This window comes from Streptomyces sp. NPDC041129, from assembly GCF_055592265.1.
The window spans coordinates 154,877-171,196 of the sequence record NZ_JBVIYV010000004.1 but is presented as its reverse complement, the minus strand read 5'-3'; the positions used below and the strand labels follow the sequence as shown (position 1 = coordinate 171,196).

Sequence of the window (16,320 nt, the reverse complement as noted above, 5' to 3'; positions counted from 1 at the left end):
CCCCGGCAAGCCCACCATCTGACGTCACCGCTCACGTCGTCGGGCTGATCGACCCTGCCCAGAACCCCACGACCTGACCGGGAGTACGCCCTCGTGGCCACGTTCCTCTACAAACTCGGCCGGCTCGCCTTCCGGCGACGGCACTTCGTCGCCCTCGTATGGGTCGCGCTGCTCACCCTCGCCGGGGTGGGCGCCGCCTCCGCGCCGCCCGCCGGCAGCACTTCTTTCTCCATCCCCGGTACGGAGGCCCAGAAGGCCTTCGACCTGCTGGAACAGCGCTACCCCGGGATGAGCGCCGACGGCGCCACCGCGCGGGTCGTCTTCAAGGCGCCGGACGGCGAGAAGATGACGGACAAGGCGAACAAGGCCACCGTCCGCAAGACGGTGAAGGAGCTGCAGAGCGGCTCCGAGGTCGCCTCCGTCGCCGACCCGTACGCCGGGCACGCCGTCAGCAAGGACGGCACCATCGCCTACGCGTCGGTGAAGTACAAGGTCTCCGGCATGGAGCTGGAGGACTCCGCCAAGGACGCGCTGAAGGACGCCGGACAGGACGCGCGGGACGCCGGGCTGACGGTCGAGATCGGCGGTGACGCGCTGACCGCGACCCCCGAGACCGGCTCCAGCGAGGTCATCGGCATCGCGATCGCCGCGGTCGTCCTCGTCATCACCTTCGGCTCGCTGCTCGCGGCCGGATTCCCGCTGCTGACCGCGATCATCGGCGTCGGCATCGGCGTCTCCACGATCACCGCGCTGGCCAGCGCCCTGGACCTGGGCTCGACCACCTCCACCCTGGCCTCGATGATCGGCCTCGCCGTCGGCATCGACTACGCCCTGTTCATCGTCTCCCGCTACCGCGCCGAACTGGCCGAGGGCCGCGAGCGAGAGGAGGCGGCCGGCCGGGCCGTCGGCACGGCGGGCTCGGCGGTGGTCTTCGCCGGACTGACCGTCGTCATCGCCCTCGTCGGCCTCTCCGTGGTCAACATCCCGATGCTGACCAAGATGGGCGTCGCCGCCGCGGGCACGGTCGCCATCGCGGTCCTCATCGCGCTCACCCTGATCCCGGCGCTGCTCGGCTACGCGGGCCGCCGGATCAAGCCGACCGGCGAGAAGAGCAAGCTGCTCGGCGGGGGCCGGACGCCGAAGAAGCCGGGCCGCCCGAACATGGGCACCCGCTGGGCCAGCTTCGTCGTACGGCGCCCGGTCGCCGTGCTGCTGCTCGGTGTGATCGGCCTCGGCGCGGCGGCCATCCCGGCCGCCTCCCTGGAACTGGGCCTGCCCGACGACGGCTCCCAGCCGGTCTCCACCACCCAGCGCCGCGCCTACGACCTCCTCTCCGAGGGCTTCGGCCCCGGCTTCAACGGCCCCCTGATGGTCGTGGTCGACGCCAAGGACAGCGACCACCCGAAGAAGGCCTTCACCAAGGTCGGCGACGAGATCAAGGGCCTGAAGGACGTCGTCACGGTCACCCCGGCCACGCCCAACAAGACGGGCGACACCGCGACGATCACCGTCATCCCGGACTCCAAGCCGTCGTCGGCCACCACCGAGGACCTGGTGCACGCCATCCGTGACAAGGGCGCGGACATCACCTCCGCGACCGACGCGAAGGTGCTGGTCACCGGCTCCACGGCGATGAACATCGACGTCTCGCAGAAGCTGAACGACGCCCTGCTGCCGTACCTCGCCCTGGTGGTCGGCCTCGCGTTCCTGCTGCTGATCGTGGTCTTCCGCTCGATCCTCGTCCCGCTGAAGGCGGCCCTCGGCTTCCTGCTCAGCGTGATGGCCGCCCTCGGCGCGGTGGTCGCGGTCTTCCAGTGGGGCTGGCTGTCGGGCCTGATGAACGTGGAGGAGACCGGACCGGTCATGTCGATGATGCCGATCTTCATGGTCGGCGTGGTCTTCGGACTCGCCATGGACTACGAGGTGTTCCTCGTGACCCGGATGCGCGAGGCGTACGTCCACGGGGAGAAGCCCCAGCAGGCCGTCGTCACCGGCTTCAAGCACGGGGCTCGCGTGGTCACGGCCGCCGCCGTCATCATGATCGCCGTCTTCTCCGGCTTCATCGGCTCCAGCGAGTCGATGGTGAAGATGATCGGCTTCGGTCTCGCCGTCGCCGTCTTCTTCGACGCGTTCATCGTCCGCATGGCCATCGTCCCGGCGGTGCTCGCGCTGCTCGGCAAGCGGGCCTGGTGGCTGCCCAAGTGGCTGGACCGGGCGCTGCCCAACGTGGACGTCGAGGGCGACGGACTGCGCACCGAGGCGGAGCGCCGGGACCCCGACGCGGAGAAGGAGCTGGTACGCGCCTGACGTACCGCTCGAGGAAGACCAGCCGGTGAGGGATCCGTGGGGACGGGGCTGCCCTCACCGGCTTCTTCCTGTCCGCCGCCGCGGGCGGGGCGAGCGGCCCGGCGATACCCGTTCGCGTGCACCGTACAGGCACCGCTAGCGTGCCAGTCATGACGACAGCCGCCACTGACGCCGAAGAATCCGGAGCTCACCCCCGTTTCGTCGAGGCCCTGCGCGGTCTCGGCCTCGTCGAAGTGCTCGCCCGTGCCCGCCGCTTCCCCGAGGGCACCCGTACCGCCGCCGAGGCCGCCGCGGCGGTCGGATGCGAGCTGAGCCAGATCTGCAAGTCGCTGATCTTCGCGGCGGACGGGGTGCCCGTCCTGGTGCTGATGGACGGGGCCTCGCGCGTGGACCTGGACCGGGTGCGCGAGGAACTGGGGGCCCGGAAGGTCACCCGGGCCGACGCCGGCGTGGTCCGCGAGACCACCGGGTACGCCATCGGCGGTGTACCGCCCTTCGGGCACCGCACCCGCACCCGGGTCCTCGCCGACCGCTCGCTGCTCGCGCACGAGGTGGTGTGGGCGGCGGCCGGGAACCCGCACACCGTCTTCCCGATCGAGCCGAAGGCGCTCGTCGCCCACGCGGGCGCGGAACTGGTGGACGTGCGCGAGGAGACCGCGTGACACCCCTGGTGACCGCGGCGGTGCTGCTCGCCGCCGTCACGCACGCCAGCTGGAACGCCATCGCGCACCGGATCACCGACAAGCTGGTCGGGTTCACCCTGATATCCGGCGGCGGCCTGCTGATCGGGCTCGTCATGGCGCTGTTCGTGCCGTTCCCGGCCGGGCCGGCCTGGCCGTACCTGCTCGTCTCGGCGGCCGTGCACATCGCCTACTACGCCCTGCTGATGACCTCCTTCCGGCTCGGCGACTTCGGGCAGGCCTACCCGATCGCCCGGGGCACCGCGCCACTCGTGGTGACCGTGCTGGCGGCGGTGTTCGCGCACGAGATCCCCGGAACGTGGGCCGCGGCCGGGATCGCCGTGTCCTGCGTGGGGCTCACCGGCGTCAGCCTGTGGGGCCTGCGCGGTCACCGGCCCGACTGGGCCGCGATCGGCGCCGCCCTGGCGACCGGCCTGACGATCGCCGCGTACACGGTGATCGACGGCCTGGGCGTACGCGCCTCCGAGACGCCACTCGGCTACATCGCCTGGCTGATGGCCGTCCAGGGGCTCGCCATCCCGGCGTACATGTACGCGCGCGTGCGGGGCGACATCGTCCGGCAGCTCCGCCCGTACGCGACCCTCGGCCTGTTCGGCGGCGCGCTGTCCGTGTCCGCGTACGCCCTCGTGCTGTGGGCGCAGACCCGGGCGGAGCTGGCGCCCATCGCGGCCCTGCGCGAGTCCTCGATCATCGTCGGCGCGGCCATCGGCGCGGTGTTCTTCAAGGAACGGTTCGGCGCGCCCCGGATAGCCGCGGCGGGTCTGCTGGTCGTGGGCATCGGGCTGATGCTGCACGCCGGGTAGGGCGGAGAGGAACGGCCCGAAGTGGTGACCCGTGGAAGATGACGTGGGACCACGAGGACAAGATCCCCGGGGACACGAACCGTACGACAGGGAGCCGTCCATGACCGACAAGCCGACCGTTGCCGTTCTGGGCACCGGCATCATGGGTGCCGCGATGGCCCGCAACATCGCCCGCGCCGGATTCGGCGTCCGGGCCTGGAACCGCACCAGGGAGAAGGCCGAGCCGCTGGCCGCCGAAGGGATCCGGGTGACCGGCACGCCCGCCGAGGCCGTCGAGGGCGCCGATGTCGTCCTGACCATGCTCTACGACGGCAACACCGCCCTGGACGTGATGCGCGAGGCGGCACCGGCGCTGCGCTCCGGCGCCGTCTGGGCGCAGTGCACCACCGCCGGCACCGGACTCGTCGCCGACCTCGCCGGATTCGCCGGTGAGCACGGGCTGGTGTTCTACGACGCACCCGTCCTCGGCACCCGTCAGCCCGCCGAGGCCGGTCAGCTCACCGTGCTGGCCGCCGGGCCGGAGGAGGGCCGGGAAACGCTCGCGCCCGTCTTCGACGCGGTCGGCGTCCGGACCGTGTGGACCGGGGACGACGGGGCCGCGGGCAGCGCCAGCCGGCTGAAGCTGGTCGCCAACAGCTGGGTGCTCGCGGTCACCGCGGCGGCCGGTGAGGCGCTGGCCCTCGCCAAGGCGCTCGACGTGGACCCGCACGACTTCTTCGACCTGATCGAGGGCGGGCCGCTCGACATGGGGTACCTGCGCGCCAAGTCCGGTCTGGTGCTGGAGGGGAAGCTGACGCCGGCGTCCTTCGCCGTGGGCACCGCCGAGAAGGACGCCCGGCTCATCGTCGAGGCCGGTGAGCGGGGCGGAGTACGGCTCGACGTCGCCGCCGCGGCCGCCGAGCGGTTCGCCCGCGCCGCCGCCCGGGGCCACGCCGACGAGGACATGGCCGCCGCCTACTTCGCCAGCTTCGACGACGAGCCCGCGAGCTGAGAACCGGATCCGGCACCCGAACCGAGCGAGACCGAGCGAGACCGAGGAGAGCACACCGTGTCGAAACCCCCGCTGCCGCCCAAGGCCCAGGAACTGCTGCGCCGCCCCAACCCCTGTGTCATGGCCACCGTGCGCTCCGACGGGGTGCCCGTCACCACGGCCACCTGGTACCTGTGGCAGGAGGACGGCCGGGTGCTGGTCAACCTGGACGAGGGCCGGGTCCGGCTGCGCCACCTGCGCCGCGATCCGCACATCAGCCTCACCGTCCTCGCGGACGGCGACTGGTACAGCCATGTCACGCTGATCGGGCGGGTCGCCGAGCTGCGGGACGACGAGGGACTGGCCGACATCGACCGGCTGTCCGAGCACTACACCGGCAAGCCCTACCCGGAGCGGTCCCGGCCGCGGGTCAGCGCGTACGTCGAGGTCGAGCGCTGGCACGGCTGGGGCGAGTTCAAGGACAGCGACCAGGCCTCCACGTGACGTTCCGCCCGTGCGGGAGCACCCTGGAACCAGCGGGAATCACTGGTTCCGGAGGTGGCCGACATGATGAACACCACGGTGGGATGGCACGTCGAGCTGGAGTTCAAGGAAGACGACACGCACACCCGGGCGGCCGCTCTGGTGCGCCTGCCCGACGGCAGCGAGGTACGGGCGCACGGGCACGCCAGCCGGCACAACGTCGACTCCAACCAGCCCCGGGTGGGCGAGGAGATAGCGGGCGCGCGCGCTTTGAACGAACTGGCGATGCAGTTGCTGACCAAGGCGCACAGCGAGATCGACGCGGAGTCCGGGCGGACGTCGCACCCGATCCACGTGTGACGCGGGCGGCCTACCCGAGCGCCGCCAGCCCCGCGCGCACCGCCCGGACCAGCGCCTGCGCCCTCGGGTCCGCCGTCACGCTCTTGCGGAAGCCGTTGGTGACGTAGCCGAAGGCGACGCCGGTCTCCGGGTCGGCGAAGGCGAGGGCGCCGCCGCGGCCCGGGTGACCGAAGGAGCCGGGTGACAGCAGCGGCGAGGCGCTGCCGTGCAGCATGGGGCCGAGGCCGAACCGGGTGCCCACCACGAGGACCCGGTCCGGTCCGGCCGACTGCTCGGCGCGGGCGAGTTCCACGGTCGCCGGGGCGAACAGCCGGGTGCCGCCGTCCACCTCGCCGATGAGCGAGGCGTAGAAGCGGGCCAGGCCGTCGGCGGTGGCGACGCCGTTGGAGGCGGGCAGGGCCGCTGCGCGGTAGGCGGGCGCGTTCTCGTCCGGCAGCGGGGTGATCGCGGCGAAGGCGCGGCGGGTGAGGGACCCGGGGTCGGCGTAGGCCTCGGACACGGCCCGCTTGGGGCGGGTCCGCAGGGTGCCGGACGTTTGCGGTGCCTCCACGGGACCGACCCGGCCGACGCGTGCCTGCTCCGCCTCCGGCAGTCCGAGCCAGAGCTCCGCGCCGGTGGGCGAGGCGATCTCCTCCGCGATCCAGGTACCGACCGGCCGCCCGGTGATCCGCCGGATCAGCTCGCCGGTGAGCCAGCTGTAGGTCTGCGCGTGGTAGCCGTGGTCGGTGCCCGGCTCCCACACCGGAGCCTGGGCGGCGACGGCCGCCGCGCCGAGGTCGGGGTCGGCCGCTTCCTCGGGGGTCAGCGGGCGGTCCAGCACCGGCACCCCGGCCCGGTGCGCGAGCAGGTGCCGGACGAGGGTGCGCTCCTTGCCGGCCGCCTTGTACTCCGGCCAGTACTCGCCGACCGGGGCGTCCAGGTCCAGCTCGCCGCGCTGGTGCAGCAGCAGGAGCGCGGCGGCGGCGACGCCCTTCGTCGCCGAGCGCACGACCTGCGCGGTACCGGGCACCCAGGGGGCCGTGCCGTCCACGTCCCTGGTGCCGCCCCAGAGGTCGACGACCTTCCGGCCGTCCCGGTACACGGCGACGGCCGCGCCCCGCTCCCCGAGCAGCTCGAAGTTGGCGGCGAACGCCTGCCTGACCGGCTCGAAGCCCTCGGCCACAGTGCCGTGCACGTCCACGTCCGCCGTCCCTTCCGATCGCCTGCGACAGTGGGTGCAACGGGGTCCGCGGGCCTGCGATTCCTCGGCGGGATCAGCCCAACAGAATCGTTACATCGATGTTGCCGCGCGTGGCGTTCGAGTACGGGCAGACCTCGTGGGCCGCGTCCACCAGCTCCGCCGCGACCTCCCGGTCCAGCACGGGCAGGGAGACACTGAGGGCGACCGCGAGGCCGTAGCCGCGGTGCCTATTGGGGCCGATGCCGACCTTCGCGGCCACCGTGGAGCCGGTGAGGTCGTAGCCGGCCCGGTTGCCGACCAGGATCAGCGCGTTGTGGAAGCAGGAGCTGTAGCCGGCCGCGAAGAGCTGCTCCGGGTTGGTGCCGTTGCCGTCCCCGCCCAGCTCCGGGGGCATCGCCACGTTGAGCTGGATATGGCCGTCCTGGCTGGTGACGTACCCGTCGCGGCCACCGTGGGCGGTGGCCTCGGCGACGTACATGATCTTCGTCGGGCGGGTGTCGGGCGCGGTGTCGACGGCAGCGTCGACCGCGGTGGTGTCGGTCATGATCGGCCTCCCCCAGGACTAGTGGCGCACAAGTACATCGCGCACAAGGTACCGGCCGGTAGGTCGGTGTCCGTCGGCAGGGGCGGCAACCGTGGGTAACCCCCGGGGCGGCGCGGGCGCGCCCCGGAATCAGCGCCGGCCGGCCGCCGCGTCCACGCGCTCGGTCAGCTTCCACAGGGCCTCGCGCAGCAGCGCGGTCTCCTCGGTGCCGAGCCCTGTGGCGGTGAGCAGGGCGCCGGGTACGCGCGCCGCGCGCTCCCTGAGCTGCTCCCCGCGCCCGGTGCACGCCACGAGCACCGAGCGTTCGTCGCATGCCGCGCGCTCCCGGCGCACCAGGCCGGCCGCCGCCAGCCGCTTCAGCAGCGGGGAGACGGTGCCGTAGTCCAGGCGCAGGGTCCCCGCCAGCTCCTTCACGCTGGTCTCGCCGCGCTCCCAGAGGACCAGCAGCACGAGGTACTGGGGGTAGGTGAGCCCGAGGTCGTCGAGGAGCGGGCGGTACGCGGCCGTCACGGCGCGCTGTGCGGCGTAGAGCGCGAAGCACAACTGGTCGTCCAGCAGCAGCGACCCGGCGGCCTCGTTGTCGTCTTGGTCGTCTTGACGCGTCACGCGCCCATTGTCACGGACCTCGGGTCGAAGCCGAACGGCAGCTCCAGACGGTGCGCCCGCATCAGCGCGTCGTCGGAGAGCAGTTCGCCGGTCGGGCCGTCCGCCGCGATCACGCCCTCGCTGAGGACCAGCGAGCGCGGGCACAGCTCCAGGGCGTACGGCAGGTCGTGGGTGACCATCAGGACGGTGACGTCCAACGAGCGCAGGATGTCGGCGAGTTCCCTCCGGGAGGCCGGGTCCAGGTTGGACGACGGCTCGTCCAGGACCAGGATCTCCGGCTCCATCGCGAGCACGGTCGCGACCGCGACCCGGCGGCGCTGCCCGAACGACAGATGGTGCGGCGGCCGGTCGGCGAAGTCCCCCATCCCGACCAGGTCCAGGGCGGTGCGCACCCGCTCCTCCAGCGCGGCGCCCCTGATCCCGGCGGCCGCCGGGCCGAACGCCACGTCCTCCCGCACCGTCGGCATGAAGAGCTGGTCGTCCGGGTCCTGGAAGACGATGCCGACCTTCTGCCGGATCTCGGCCATGTGCCGCTTGCCGACCGGCATCCCGGCCACGGTCACCGTGCCGGTGCCGCCGCCCAGGATGCCGTTCAGGTGCAGCACGAGGGTGGTCTTGCCGGCGCCGTTCGGGCCGAGCAGTGCGACCCGTTCGCCGCGCGCGATGGAGAAGTCCACGCCGAACAGGGCCTGGTGGCCGTCGGGGTAGGCGAAGGCGAGGCCGGAGACCTCCAGCGAGGCAGTAGTCACAGGACCCATCCCAGCAGACAGACGACGAGGGCGGCGCAGGGGAGGGTGAGGGCGTGACGCCACTCGGCCCGGGACGCGGTCACCTCGTCGATGACCGGCATCGAGCCGGCGTACCCCCGGCTGACCATGGCCAGGTGCACCCGCTCCCCGCGCTCGTAGGAGCGGATGAACAGCGCGCCCGCCGACTTGGCGAGCACGCCCCAGTGCCGTACGCCCCGCGCCTCGAAGCCGCGCGACTCACGGGCGATCCGCATCCGGCGCATCTCGTCGGTGATGACATCGCCGTAGCGGATCATGAACGAGGCGATCTGCACGAGCAGCGGCGGCAGCTTCAGCCGCTGCAGTCCGAGCAGCAGTTCGCGCAGCTCGGTGGTGGCGGCGAGCAGCACGGAGGCGGCGACGCCCAGAGTGCCCTTGGCGAGCACGTTCCAGGCGCCCCACAGCCCGTTGACGCTCAGCGACAGGCCGAGCACCTGCACCCGCTCGCCCTCCGCCACGAACGGCATGAGCACCGCGAAGGCCACGAAGGGCACCTCGATCAGGAGCCGCTTCAGCAGGAAACCGGCGGGCACGCGCGCCAGGCGCGCGACGAGGGCGAGGAGCACGGCGTAGACCGCGAACGCCCACATCGCCTCGCGCGGGGTCGAGACCACGACGACCACGAACGCGAAGGCGGCCGCCAGCTTGGTGTGCGGCGGCAGGGCGTGCACCGGCGAGTGCCCGTGCCGGTAGAGCCGGTGCGCGTGTCCCGCTCCCATGTCAGGCGCCCGTGCTCGCGGTGGAGGCGGGGGAGACGTCCGTGTCGCGGCGCCTGCGCACCGCCCAGAACACCGTGCTGCCGGCGACGACGGTGACGCCGACGCCGATCACGCCCGCGAGGCCGCCGGACAGCCGGGCGTCGGAGACGTCCTTGACGCCGTAGTCGGCGAGCGGGGAGTCGGAGGAGGCGTGCTTGCCGGTCTTCTTGTCGATGCCCTGGTCGTGCGCGACCTTCTCCAGGCCGTCGGGGTTCGCGGAGGCGTAGAAGCTCACGAACCCGGCGAGGACCAGGGAGGTGACCAGACCGGTCAGCCACAGGGTGCGCCGGGAGGTGCGTGCCGCCACGGGGGCGGCCGGCGCGGGGGCGTCCACCAGCTCGCCGTTCACCCGCAGCCGCAGCCGTTGCCGCAGCCCGCGCGCGCCGTGCACCAGGTCCGGGCGCACGGCGATCACGGCGCCGACGGTGAGGGCGGTGATCACGGCCTCGCCGATGCCGATCAGCACATGGACGCCGATCATCGCGGTCGCCACCTTGCCGATGGAGACGTCGGTGGTGCCGCCGACCGCGTACATGAGCGTGAAGGTGACGGCGGCCGCGGGCACCGAGACCAGCGCGGCGACGAAGGAGGCGACGGTGACCGAGCGCCGCTTGCGGGGCAGCAGGGCGAGCAGCCCGCGGAAGACGGCGTAGGACACGACCGTGGTGACGATCGCCATGTCGGTGATGTTCACGCCGAGCGCGGTGAGCCCGCCGTCCGCGAACAGGACACCCTGCATGAGCAGCACCACCGACACGCACAGCACCCCCGTGCAGGGGCCGACGAGTATCGCGGCGAGCGCACCGCCCAGCAGGTGACCGCTTGTTCCGGCCGCCACGGGGAAGTTGAGCATCTGTACGGCAAAGATGAACGCGGCCACGAGACCGGCCAGCGGAGCGGTGCGCTCGTCGAGTTCACGGCGGGCACCGCGCAGGCTCACCGCGATGGCGCCGGCGGCGACCACCCCGGTGACGGCGGAGACAGGGGCGTTGATGAATCCGTCAGGTACGTGCACCGTACGAGTTTAGGCTCTTGTTGCGAAGGATTTGCAAGAGAGACGTCGTTTCCGCCTCGCGGAGGTACGAATGGGGAAATGAGGTGCAAATCGGAAAATATGGGACATTAGAGAAGAAGCGGATGCAGGGCTTCCGCTGAGGTGACTGAGCGTGAGAGGGCGGTCAGATGTCTGTAGTCGAACAGTACGCACGCGCCCATATCGTCACGGACGAGGAGGATCCCGGGGCCGTACCCGTCGTACTGCGCTACGACCCCGACAGCGATCCGCGATCCGTGCACATCGATCTGCCCGGCACGCATGAATGGACCTGCTCCCGCGCCCTGCTCGAACGGGGCCTGACCGCACCCGCGGCGAGCGGCGACGTACGGGTGTGGCCGTGCGGACGCGTCCAGGCCGTCGTCGAGTTCCACACCGACGGCGGCGTATCGGTGGTGCAGTTCGAGTCGAAGGCGCTGATCAGCTTCCTGCGCCGGACCTACACGGCCGAACCGGTGGTGAGCTGAGCCGGCCCGCTCGTGCCGGAGGGCTGGCTCCCCCGCTTCAGCGGCGGGGCCGGCTGCCCCGCTTCAGCGGCGGGGCTATCTGCCCTGCTTCAGCAGCGTCGCGACGATCGGCCCGGCCGTGTCACCGCCGTGACCGCCCGCCTGGACCACACCGGCGGCCGCGAGGTCGCCCCGGTAGGCGGTGAACCAGCCGTTGGGCTTCTTCTGCCCGTCGACCTCCGCCGAGCCGGTCTTCGCGCCGTAGTCCGGGCCGAGACCGGACATGGCCTCGGCGGCGGTGCCGTAGGCGGCCGTGTACCGCATCAGCTCCCGTAGCTGCGCCAGCGTCTTGCCCGACAGGGTGCGGGACGCGGTGGCCAGCTTGCGGTGGTCGACGTCGGGGGAGACCAGGTAGGGCTGGTGGAAGCTGCCCGACTGCACGGTCGCGGCGACCGAGGCCATGTTCAGCGGATTCATGCGAACCCCGCCCTGCCCGATCAGCGACGCCGCCATCTGCGCCGCCGACTGCACCGGCACCGCGCCGTCGAAGGTCGGCACGCCGATCGCCCAGTTGTTCATGGACAGGCCGAAGACCTGCTGCGCCTGCTTGGTCAGGTCGTCGTTCTCCAGCTTCTTCGCCTGGCTGATGAAGGCGGTGTTGCAGGAGCGGGCGAAGCTCGCCTTGAACGTGCCGCCCTTGATCTCGAAGTCGTCGTCGTTGTGGAACTTCCAGCCGCCGTAGGTGAACGTCTTCGGGCACGGGTGCTTCTCGTCCACCGAGGCCAGGCCCTTGTCGATCAGCAGTGACGAGGTGATGACCTTCATCGTGGAGCCGGGCGCCAGGGAGCCCTGGAAGGCGGTGTTGAAGCCGTGCCCGCTGTTGGCGACCGCGAGGATCTCCCCGGTCGAGGGCCGCACGACCACCACCGAGGCCTTGTCCCGCTTGCCGACCTGCTGCTCGGCCGTCGCCTGCAGGGCCGGGCTGAGCGTCGTGTGCACGGTCCCCGGCGTGCCCTGGCTCAGCTCCAGCAGCGTCTTGTCGGACAGCTCGGCCGCCTTGGACGCCTTGCCGCGCACCACGCGCAGCTCCACGCCCGCCTTGCCGCCCGCCGTCTTGCCGTACTTCTCGCGCAGGCCGTCCAGCACGGTGCCGAGCGAGGGGTACTTCGCGGCCGTCAGCTCCCCGCCGTCGCGGTCCAGCGCCGTCACCGGCGGGGTGCCGGACTCGCCGGTGACGAGCCGGTCGCCGTCCTTCAGGTCGGGGTGGACGACCGAGGAGTGCCAGTCGACCAGCGGCCTGCCGTCGCTCTTGCGCCGCACGACCGTGAGCGAGCTGTCGTAGCCGAGCGGCTTGCCGGTGCTCTTGTACGACACCGTCGCCTTGACGGAGAACGGCACCTTGGCGCCGGCGGCCCTGCCGGCGGTGAGCGTGACGCCGGTCAGGTGGGCGTTCTTGGCGGCGCCGGTGAGCAGTTCCGCCGCGGCGGACGGGTCGTCGGTGGCGGCCGCCGCCTCGGCCACCTTGCCGTGCTGCCAGGCGGTGAGGAAGCGGGTGGAGGCCGTGCGCACCTCGGCGGCGCTGAGCGGGCCGGTCTTGACGGTCGGGCCGGAGGACCGCTCGTCGGCCGCCGCTCCGCCGCCGTACAGCGCGTAAGCGCCGAGCCCGGCACCGCCGACGACCACGGCGATCATGCCGCCGAGCATCACCGGTCTGTTCTTCCGCCGCTCGGCGACGCGCCTTCTTTTGCCCACAGCCTCAGTTCCTCCGCGCCTTCACCGGCGTTCCCGCAGCCCGCCCACCCCAACGACGCCGACCAGCCTAAAGTCCCCGGCCGCGCGGGTGACGTCAGCCTGCGGTCCGTAGCACGCTTGCGACAATCGGACCGGCCGCGTCCACGCCGTGCCCGCCGTCCTGGACCATCGCGGCGGCGGCCACGTCATTGCGGTACCCGGCGAACCAACTGTCCGACTTCTCCTGCCCGTCGGACTCGGCCGAACCCGTCTTCGCGCCGATGTTCCTGCCGAGCCCGGACATGATGGTGGCCGCGGTGCCGCTGGTCGCGGTGCGGTTCATCATCGCGCGCAGCTGCTGGGCGGTGCTCGGCGACAACCCGCGCGCACGGGCCGGCTCACGGTGGTCCAGGGCCAGCGGCACGATCACCGGCTGCCGGAAGGCGCCGGTCATCGCGGTCGCCGTGACGGAGGCCATGTTCAGCGGGCTCATCTGTACCTGGCCCTGGCCGATCAGGTTGGCCGCCGTGTCCGGTCCGCCGGAGGCGGGCACCCGGCCGTCGAAGGACGGCACGCCGATCTTCCAGTCGTCGCGCCCGAGCCCGAACCGGTCCTGCGCCTCCTTGGTGAGGGCGTCCACCCCGAGGTCGTCGGCGAACTTCACGAACGCCGTGTTGCACGAGCGGGCGAAGCTTTCCGAGAGGGTGGCGTTCTCGTTCGGGGCCAGATTCTTGAGGTTGTGGAACGTCTGGCTCTGCCAGACGGCGGTCGGCGGGCAGGGAGCCTTGCCGTTCGCACTGGTCAGACCCGTGTCGATGAGGGTCGCCGCGCTGACGATCTTCATGGTGGAGCCGGGCGGGCGCTCGCCGAGCAGGGCCGCGTCGAAGCCGTCCTCACGGTTGTTGGCGACGGCCAGGATCTCGCCGGTGCTGGGCTTCACGGCCACGACGGACGCGTCCGCGTACTTCCGCACGGCCGTCTCCGCCGCCGCCTGAGCGCCGGCGCTGAGCGTGGTGTGCAGCTTGCCCGGCCTGCCCTTGGCGAGGGTGAGCAGGGAGGTGTCGGCGGGGCTCTCCTCGCCGGTGCCCTGGTGGCGTATCACCAGCTCCACGCCGGGCCGGCCGTCCGTCGTGTCGCCGTACCGCTTGCGCAGCTCGTCCAGCACCGGGCCGAGCGAGGGGTACTTCTCCTTCGACAGCACCTGCCCGTCGCGGTCCACTGCCTCGATCTCGGGTGCCGCGGCCTCGCCGGTCGCGAGGGTGTCGCCCTTGCGCAGCCGCGGGTGCACGACGGAGGGCTGCCAGTCGACCAGAGCACGGTGCGAGGTCTCGCCGCGCACCACGGTCAACGTGCTCTCGTAGCTGAGCGGTTGGGACTTCCCCTTGTACGACACCGTTGTCCTGACCGTGAACGGCACGGTCGCCCCGGTGGCCGCGCCGGGCTTGATGTGCACCTTGGTGAGGTGCGCGTCGCTCCGGTACGCCGTCAGCAACTCCCGGGCGGCCTCGGGAAAGTTGGTGTACGAGGCGGCCGCGGCGGCGTCCCCCTTCTCCCACGCGGCGAAGAACTTCCCCGTGGTGTCATTCACCTCGTCCCGGCTGGGCGGCCCGGTCCGGACGGCCGCCGCGCCCCCCGTCCCCCCGTCGCCTGTCAGCGCGGACAGGATGTTGTAGGCGCCGTAGCCGGCCCCGCCCAGCATCACCGCGCACACGCCGCCTATGACCCCGGCCTTCACTCCGCTGCGCATCAGGCGCTTCCTCTCCCCGTTTCCCCGTGAGGACCTGCCGCGCCCGGAGTCTCCTGAACGCGTTCAAAAGCAGGTCGCAGCGGAACTGTAAGCGGTTGTGGGGCTGTTGTGAGCGGTGTTGCCGATTGTTGTCCGAACAGAGACTCGGCCGCCCCGCTCTCTATCCGACATGTGCGGCAATGGTTCGTGCACACTCCATCGACTCGGCGTGCGCGGTGTCCACCTCGAGGTCGTAGGTCACCCCCTGATGCACGAGCTCCGCCTGGGAAGCGGCCATCCCCACGACCCGGTCGCCCCGCGCCACCTCACGCCCCGCCGCGACGGCGGCATCGCACCGCACCCCAACCCACAGCACCCCGAGCCCGTCCAGCGCCTTCCGCCACCGCCCCTGCGACTCCGCCCCGCCGATGAACACCTCGTCCACGACGACCCGCGCACCCGCCCGGACCATCGCGGCGACCCCCTCGATCCACGCGGCCTCCAGCGTCCGGAACTCCGCCCCGACGACCACCTCGCCGTCCGCCCCGAACTCGATCCCCCCGTCGCCGACCCGCATGGACGCCGGCAACGCGTCGACGAACGTGTCCGTCCCGAACGCCAGCCACGCCCCGGGCAACACCGCCTGCAGACACCGGACGATCCCGGACTTCCCCGAGCTGGACCCACCGTTGAGCACGATCACTTGAGTCGTCACGGCGCCACAGTAGGGGCGTGGAGCTGGGCCCGAAACGGAATATCGGGGGCGTCAGTCGGCGGTCGTCTCAGGGGTTCCGATGACGTACGTCCCCTTCGCGGGCAGGGTGGCGACCAGGTCGCGCTTGCGCAACTCGACGATGGCCCGCCGCACGGTGCCGATGCTCACGCCATACAGCTCGGTCATCGCCCGCTCGCCGGGCAGCGCCGCGCCCTGCGGCAGTTTGCCAGAGGCGATCTCGGCGGCGATGGCATCCGCCAGCTTGACGTACTCGTAGCGCGGCAGCTCAGTCATGTATCAACGGTGAAGCAGTGCGACGCATCGCGCAGTGGCAGGACGCTGCATGCCGCGTCCGGACGCGGTAGGACGGAGTGGGGTGCAGGGGGACGCGGTTGTCGCTATCGTCAGTAATGACAAGACCCCGGCGAGGTGGCTAGACCTCCCGGGGCGCGGCCAACGCTTACCAGGAGCGCCGACATGCACGACCTTATCCGCCGCCTCGTCCATCGGCTGGCCCTTCTCCTCGGCCCGGGCTCCGGATCCCACCGAGCCGGCGGCCCCCGCCCTCACCAGCCCCTGCCCAGGCGCCCCGCTGACTCCCTCCGCCTCCCCGTCCACCGCTCGCCGTACTGCCTGCACCTCACCCTGGACGGCTCCGAATCCCGGCTTGTCCGCCCCTACCTCGCGGCCCACGAGCAGGAAAGGGCACGTCAGCGGCACCGCCGCCGCACCCTCGTCCTCGCCGCCGACTTCGGCATCGACCTCGACCAGCATGTGATCGGCGCGGAGAGGACGGCGGCCTGATGGACGCACGCACCACGCTCAGGCTGCTGCCCCTGGTCCTCCCCGGAGGGCAAGCCCTGCTTCCTCGCCGGTGCGAGCGAAGGCGGATATCTGTCGCGGCTGGCTGACGAGACCGAGACCCTCCAACTGGCCGAAGGCCTGGAGGTTCTCGTGGCGGCCCGAAAGGTCCTCGACGACCCCCTGTCTCCGAACGTCGAGGTCCGCTACACCGCGATCCGGCTCTCGGAATGCCTGGCCGACGCACTACGCGTGGCCGAGTCCCGCGGCCGTCGCCTTCCCTCGCCGGGCGACACCAGCGGTGGCTGATGGTCCACGACGGCCGCGGGGGGCACGGCGTGCTGCCG

The 16,320-nt window shown here is 71.9% G+C and carries 19 protein-coding genes; 9 read left to right on the top strand and 10 right to left on the bottom strand.

What is annotated here, in order from left to right; all coding sequences use genetic code 11:
* The first annotated feature begins 93 nt into the window (after window positions 1–93).
* The 6 genes from ACZ6B1_RS16380 to ACZ6B1_RS16355 all read left to right on the top strand — a co-directional run bounded on the left by ACZ6B1_RS16380 (window position 94) and on the right by ACZ6B1_RS16355 (window position 5,624).
* Window positions 94–2,307, top strand: coding sequence for an MMPL family transporter (locus tag ACZ6B1_RS16380; RefSeq protein WP_468778866.1), 2,214 nt, complete (start codon window positions 94–96; stop codon window positions 2,305–2,307).
* 149 nt (window positions 2,308–2,456) lie between these two features.
* Window positions 2,457–2,969, top strand: a complete 513-nt coding sequence (locus tag ACZ6B1_RS16375) for a YbaK/EbsC family protein (RefSeq protein ID WP_468778864.1) — start codon at window positions 2,457–2,459, stop codon at window positions 2,967–2,969.
* Window positions 2,966–3,811, top strand: a complete 846-nt coding sequence (locus tag ACZ6B1_RS16370) for an EamA family transporter (protein WP_468778862.1) — start codon at window positions 2,966–2,968, stop codon at window positions 3,809–3,811. Before ACZ6B1_RS16375 ends, ACZ6B1_RS16370 begins: the two co-directional genes overlap by 4 nt.
* A gap of 100 nt (window positions 3,812–3,911) precedes the next feature.
* A complete protein-coding gene (locus tag ACZ6B1_RS16365; RefSeq protein WP_468778860.1) occupies window positions 3,912–4,802 on the top strand; it encodes an NAD(P)-dependent oxidoreductase in 891 nt (296 codons plus the stop codon).
* Between the two features lie 57 nt (window positions 4,803–4,859).
* A complete protein-coding gene (locus ACZ6B1_RS16360; RefSeq protein ID WP_468778858.1) occupies window positions 4,860–5,285 on the top strand; it encodes a PPOX class F420-dependent oxidoreductase in 426 nt (141 codons plus the stop codon).
* 63 nt (window positions 5,286–5,348) lie between these two features.
* A complete protein-coding gene (locus ACZ6B1_RS16355) occupies window positions 5,349–5,624 on the top strand; it encodes a DUF1876 domain-containing protein (protein WP_468778856.1) in 276 nt (91 codons plus the stop codon).
* Window positions 5,625–5,634: 10 nt separating this feature from the next.
* Here the strand turns inward: ACZ6B1_RS16355 and ACZ6B1_RS16350 are convergent, their stop codons facing one another.
* The 6 genes from ACZ6B1_RS16350 to ACZ6B1_RS16325 form a co-directional block, all read right to left on the bottom strand.
* Window positions 5,635–6,804 carry a serine hydrolase domain-containing protein gene (locus ACZ6B1_RS16350; protein WP_468778854.1) on the bottom strand — a complete coding sequence of 390 codons (1,170 nt, stop codon included), beginning with the start codon at window positions 6,802–6,804 and terminating at the stop codon, window positions 5,635–5,637.
* Between the two features lie 73 nt (window positions 6,805–6,877).
* Window positions 6,878–7,348 (bottom strand): organic hydroperoxide resistance protein, encoded by a 471-nt coding sequence (locus ACZ6B1_RS16345; RefSeq protein ID WP_468778852.1) that lies wholly within the window; start codon window positions 7,346–7,348, stop codon window positions 6,878–6,880.
* A 129-nt stretch (window positions 7,349–7,477) separates the two neighbouring features.
* Window positions 7,478–7,954 carry a MarR family winged helix-turn-helix transcriptional regulator gene (locus ACZ6B1_RS16340; RefSeq protein ID WP_468778850.1) on the bottom strand — a complete coding sequence of 159 codons (477 nt, stop codon included), beginning with the start codon at window positions 7,952–7,954 and terminating at the stop codon, window positions 7,478–7,480.
* Window positions 7,951–8,712: an energy-coupling factor ABC transporter ATP-binding protein gene (locus ACZ6B1_RS16335; protein ID WP_468778849.1), complete on the bottom strand. Its 762-nt coding sequence runs from the start codon at window positions 8,710–8,712 to the stop codon at window positions 7,951–7,953. The genes ACZ6B1_RS16340 and ACZ6B1_RS16335 overlap by 4 nt, the downstream gene beginning before the upstream one ends.
* The gene (gene cbiQ, locus ACZ6B1_RS16330) at window positions 8,700–9,461 is read right to left on the bottom strand and encodes a cobalt ECF transporter T component CbiQ (protein WP_392295478.1); all 762 of its coding nucleotides are present in this window, start codon (window positions 9,459–9,461) and stop codon (window positions 8,700–8,702) included. The genes ACZ6B1_RS16335 and cbiQ overlap by 13 nt, the downstream gene beginning before the upstream one ends.
* 1 nt (window position 9,462) lies before the next feature.
* On the bottom strand, window positions 9,463–10,515 hold the full coding sequence (locus ACZ6B1_RS16325) for an energy-coupling factor ABC transporter permease (RefSeq protein ID WP_468778847.1): 1,053 nt from the start codon (window positions 10,513–10,515) through the stop codon (window positions 9,463–9,465).
* A 167-nt stretch (window positions 10,516–10,682) separates the two neighbouring features.
* Here ACZ6B1_RS16325 and ACZ6B1_RS16320 point away from each other — a divergent pair, with 167 nt between their 5' ends.
* Window positions 10,683–11,021 carry an SsgA family sporulation/cell division regulator gene (locus ACZ6B1_RS16320; RefSeq protein ID WP_468778845.1) on the top strand — a complete coding sequence of 113 codons (339 nt, stop codon included), beginning with the start codon at window positions 10,683–10,685 and terminating at the stop codon, window positions 11,019–11,021.
* A gap of 75 nt (window positions 11,022–11,096) precedes the next feature.
* Here the strand turns inward: ACZ6B1_RS16320 and ACZ6B1_RS16315 are convergent, their stop codons facing one another.
* The 4 genes from ACZ6B1_RS16315 to ACZ6B1_RS16300 all read right to left on the bottom strand — a co-directional run bounded on the left by ACZ6B1_RS16315 (window position 11,097) and on the right by ACZ6B1_RS16300 (window position 15,466).
* Window positions 11,097–12,752: a penicillin-binding transpeptidase domain-containing protein gene (locus tag ACZ6B1_RS16315; RefSeq protein ID WP_468778843.1), complete on the bottom strand. Its 1,656-nt coding sequence runs from the start codon at window positions 12,750–12,752 to the stop codon at window positions 11,097–11,099.
* A 94-nt stretch (window positions 12,753–12,846) separates the two neighbouring features.
* On the bottom strand, window positions 12,847–14,478 hold the full coding sequence (locus tag ACZ6B1_RS16310; protein WP_468778841.1) for a penicillin-binding transpeptidase domain-containing protein: 1,632 nt from the start codon (window positions 14,476–14,478) through the stop codon (window positions 12,847–12,849).
* A gap of 160 nt (window positions 14,479–14,638) precedes the next feature.
* Window positions 14,639–15,172 (bottom strand): chloramphenicol phosphotransferase CPT, encoded by a 534-nt coding sequence (gene cpt, locus ACZ6B1_RS16305; protein WP_468778839.1) that lies wholly within the window; start codon window positions 15,170–15,172, stop codon window positions 14,639–14,641.
* 51 nt (window positions 15,173–15,223) lie between these two features.
* Entirely contained in the window at window positions 15,224–15,466 is a 243-nt protein-coding gene (locus ACZ6B1_RS16300; protein WP_468778837.1) for a winged helix-turn-helix domain-containing protein, read from the bottom strand.
* Window positions 15,467–15,649: 183 nt separating this feature from the next.
* Between ACZ6B1_RS16300 and ACZ6B1_RS16295 the strand changes: the two genes are divergently transcribed.
* Both ACZ6B1_RS16295 and ACZ6B1_RS16290 read left to right on the top strand, forming a co-directional pair.
* Window positions 15,650–15,976 (top strand): hypothetical protein, encoded by a 327-nt coding sequence (locus ACZ6B1_RS16295; protein WP_468778835.1) that lies wholly within the window; start codon window positions 15,650–15,652, stop codon window positions 15,974–15,976.
* A gap of 150 nt (window positions 15,977–16,126) precedes the next feature.
* Entirely contained in the window at window positions 16,127–16,282 is a 156-nt protein-coding gene (locus ACZ6B1_RS16290) for a hypothetical protein (RefSeq protein ID WP_468778833.1), read from the top strand.
* The last annotated feature ends 38 nt before the right edge of the window (window positions 16,283–16,320 follow it).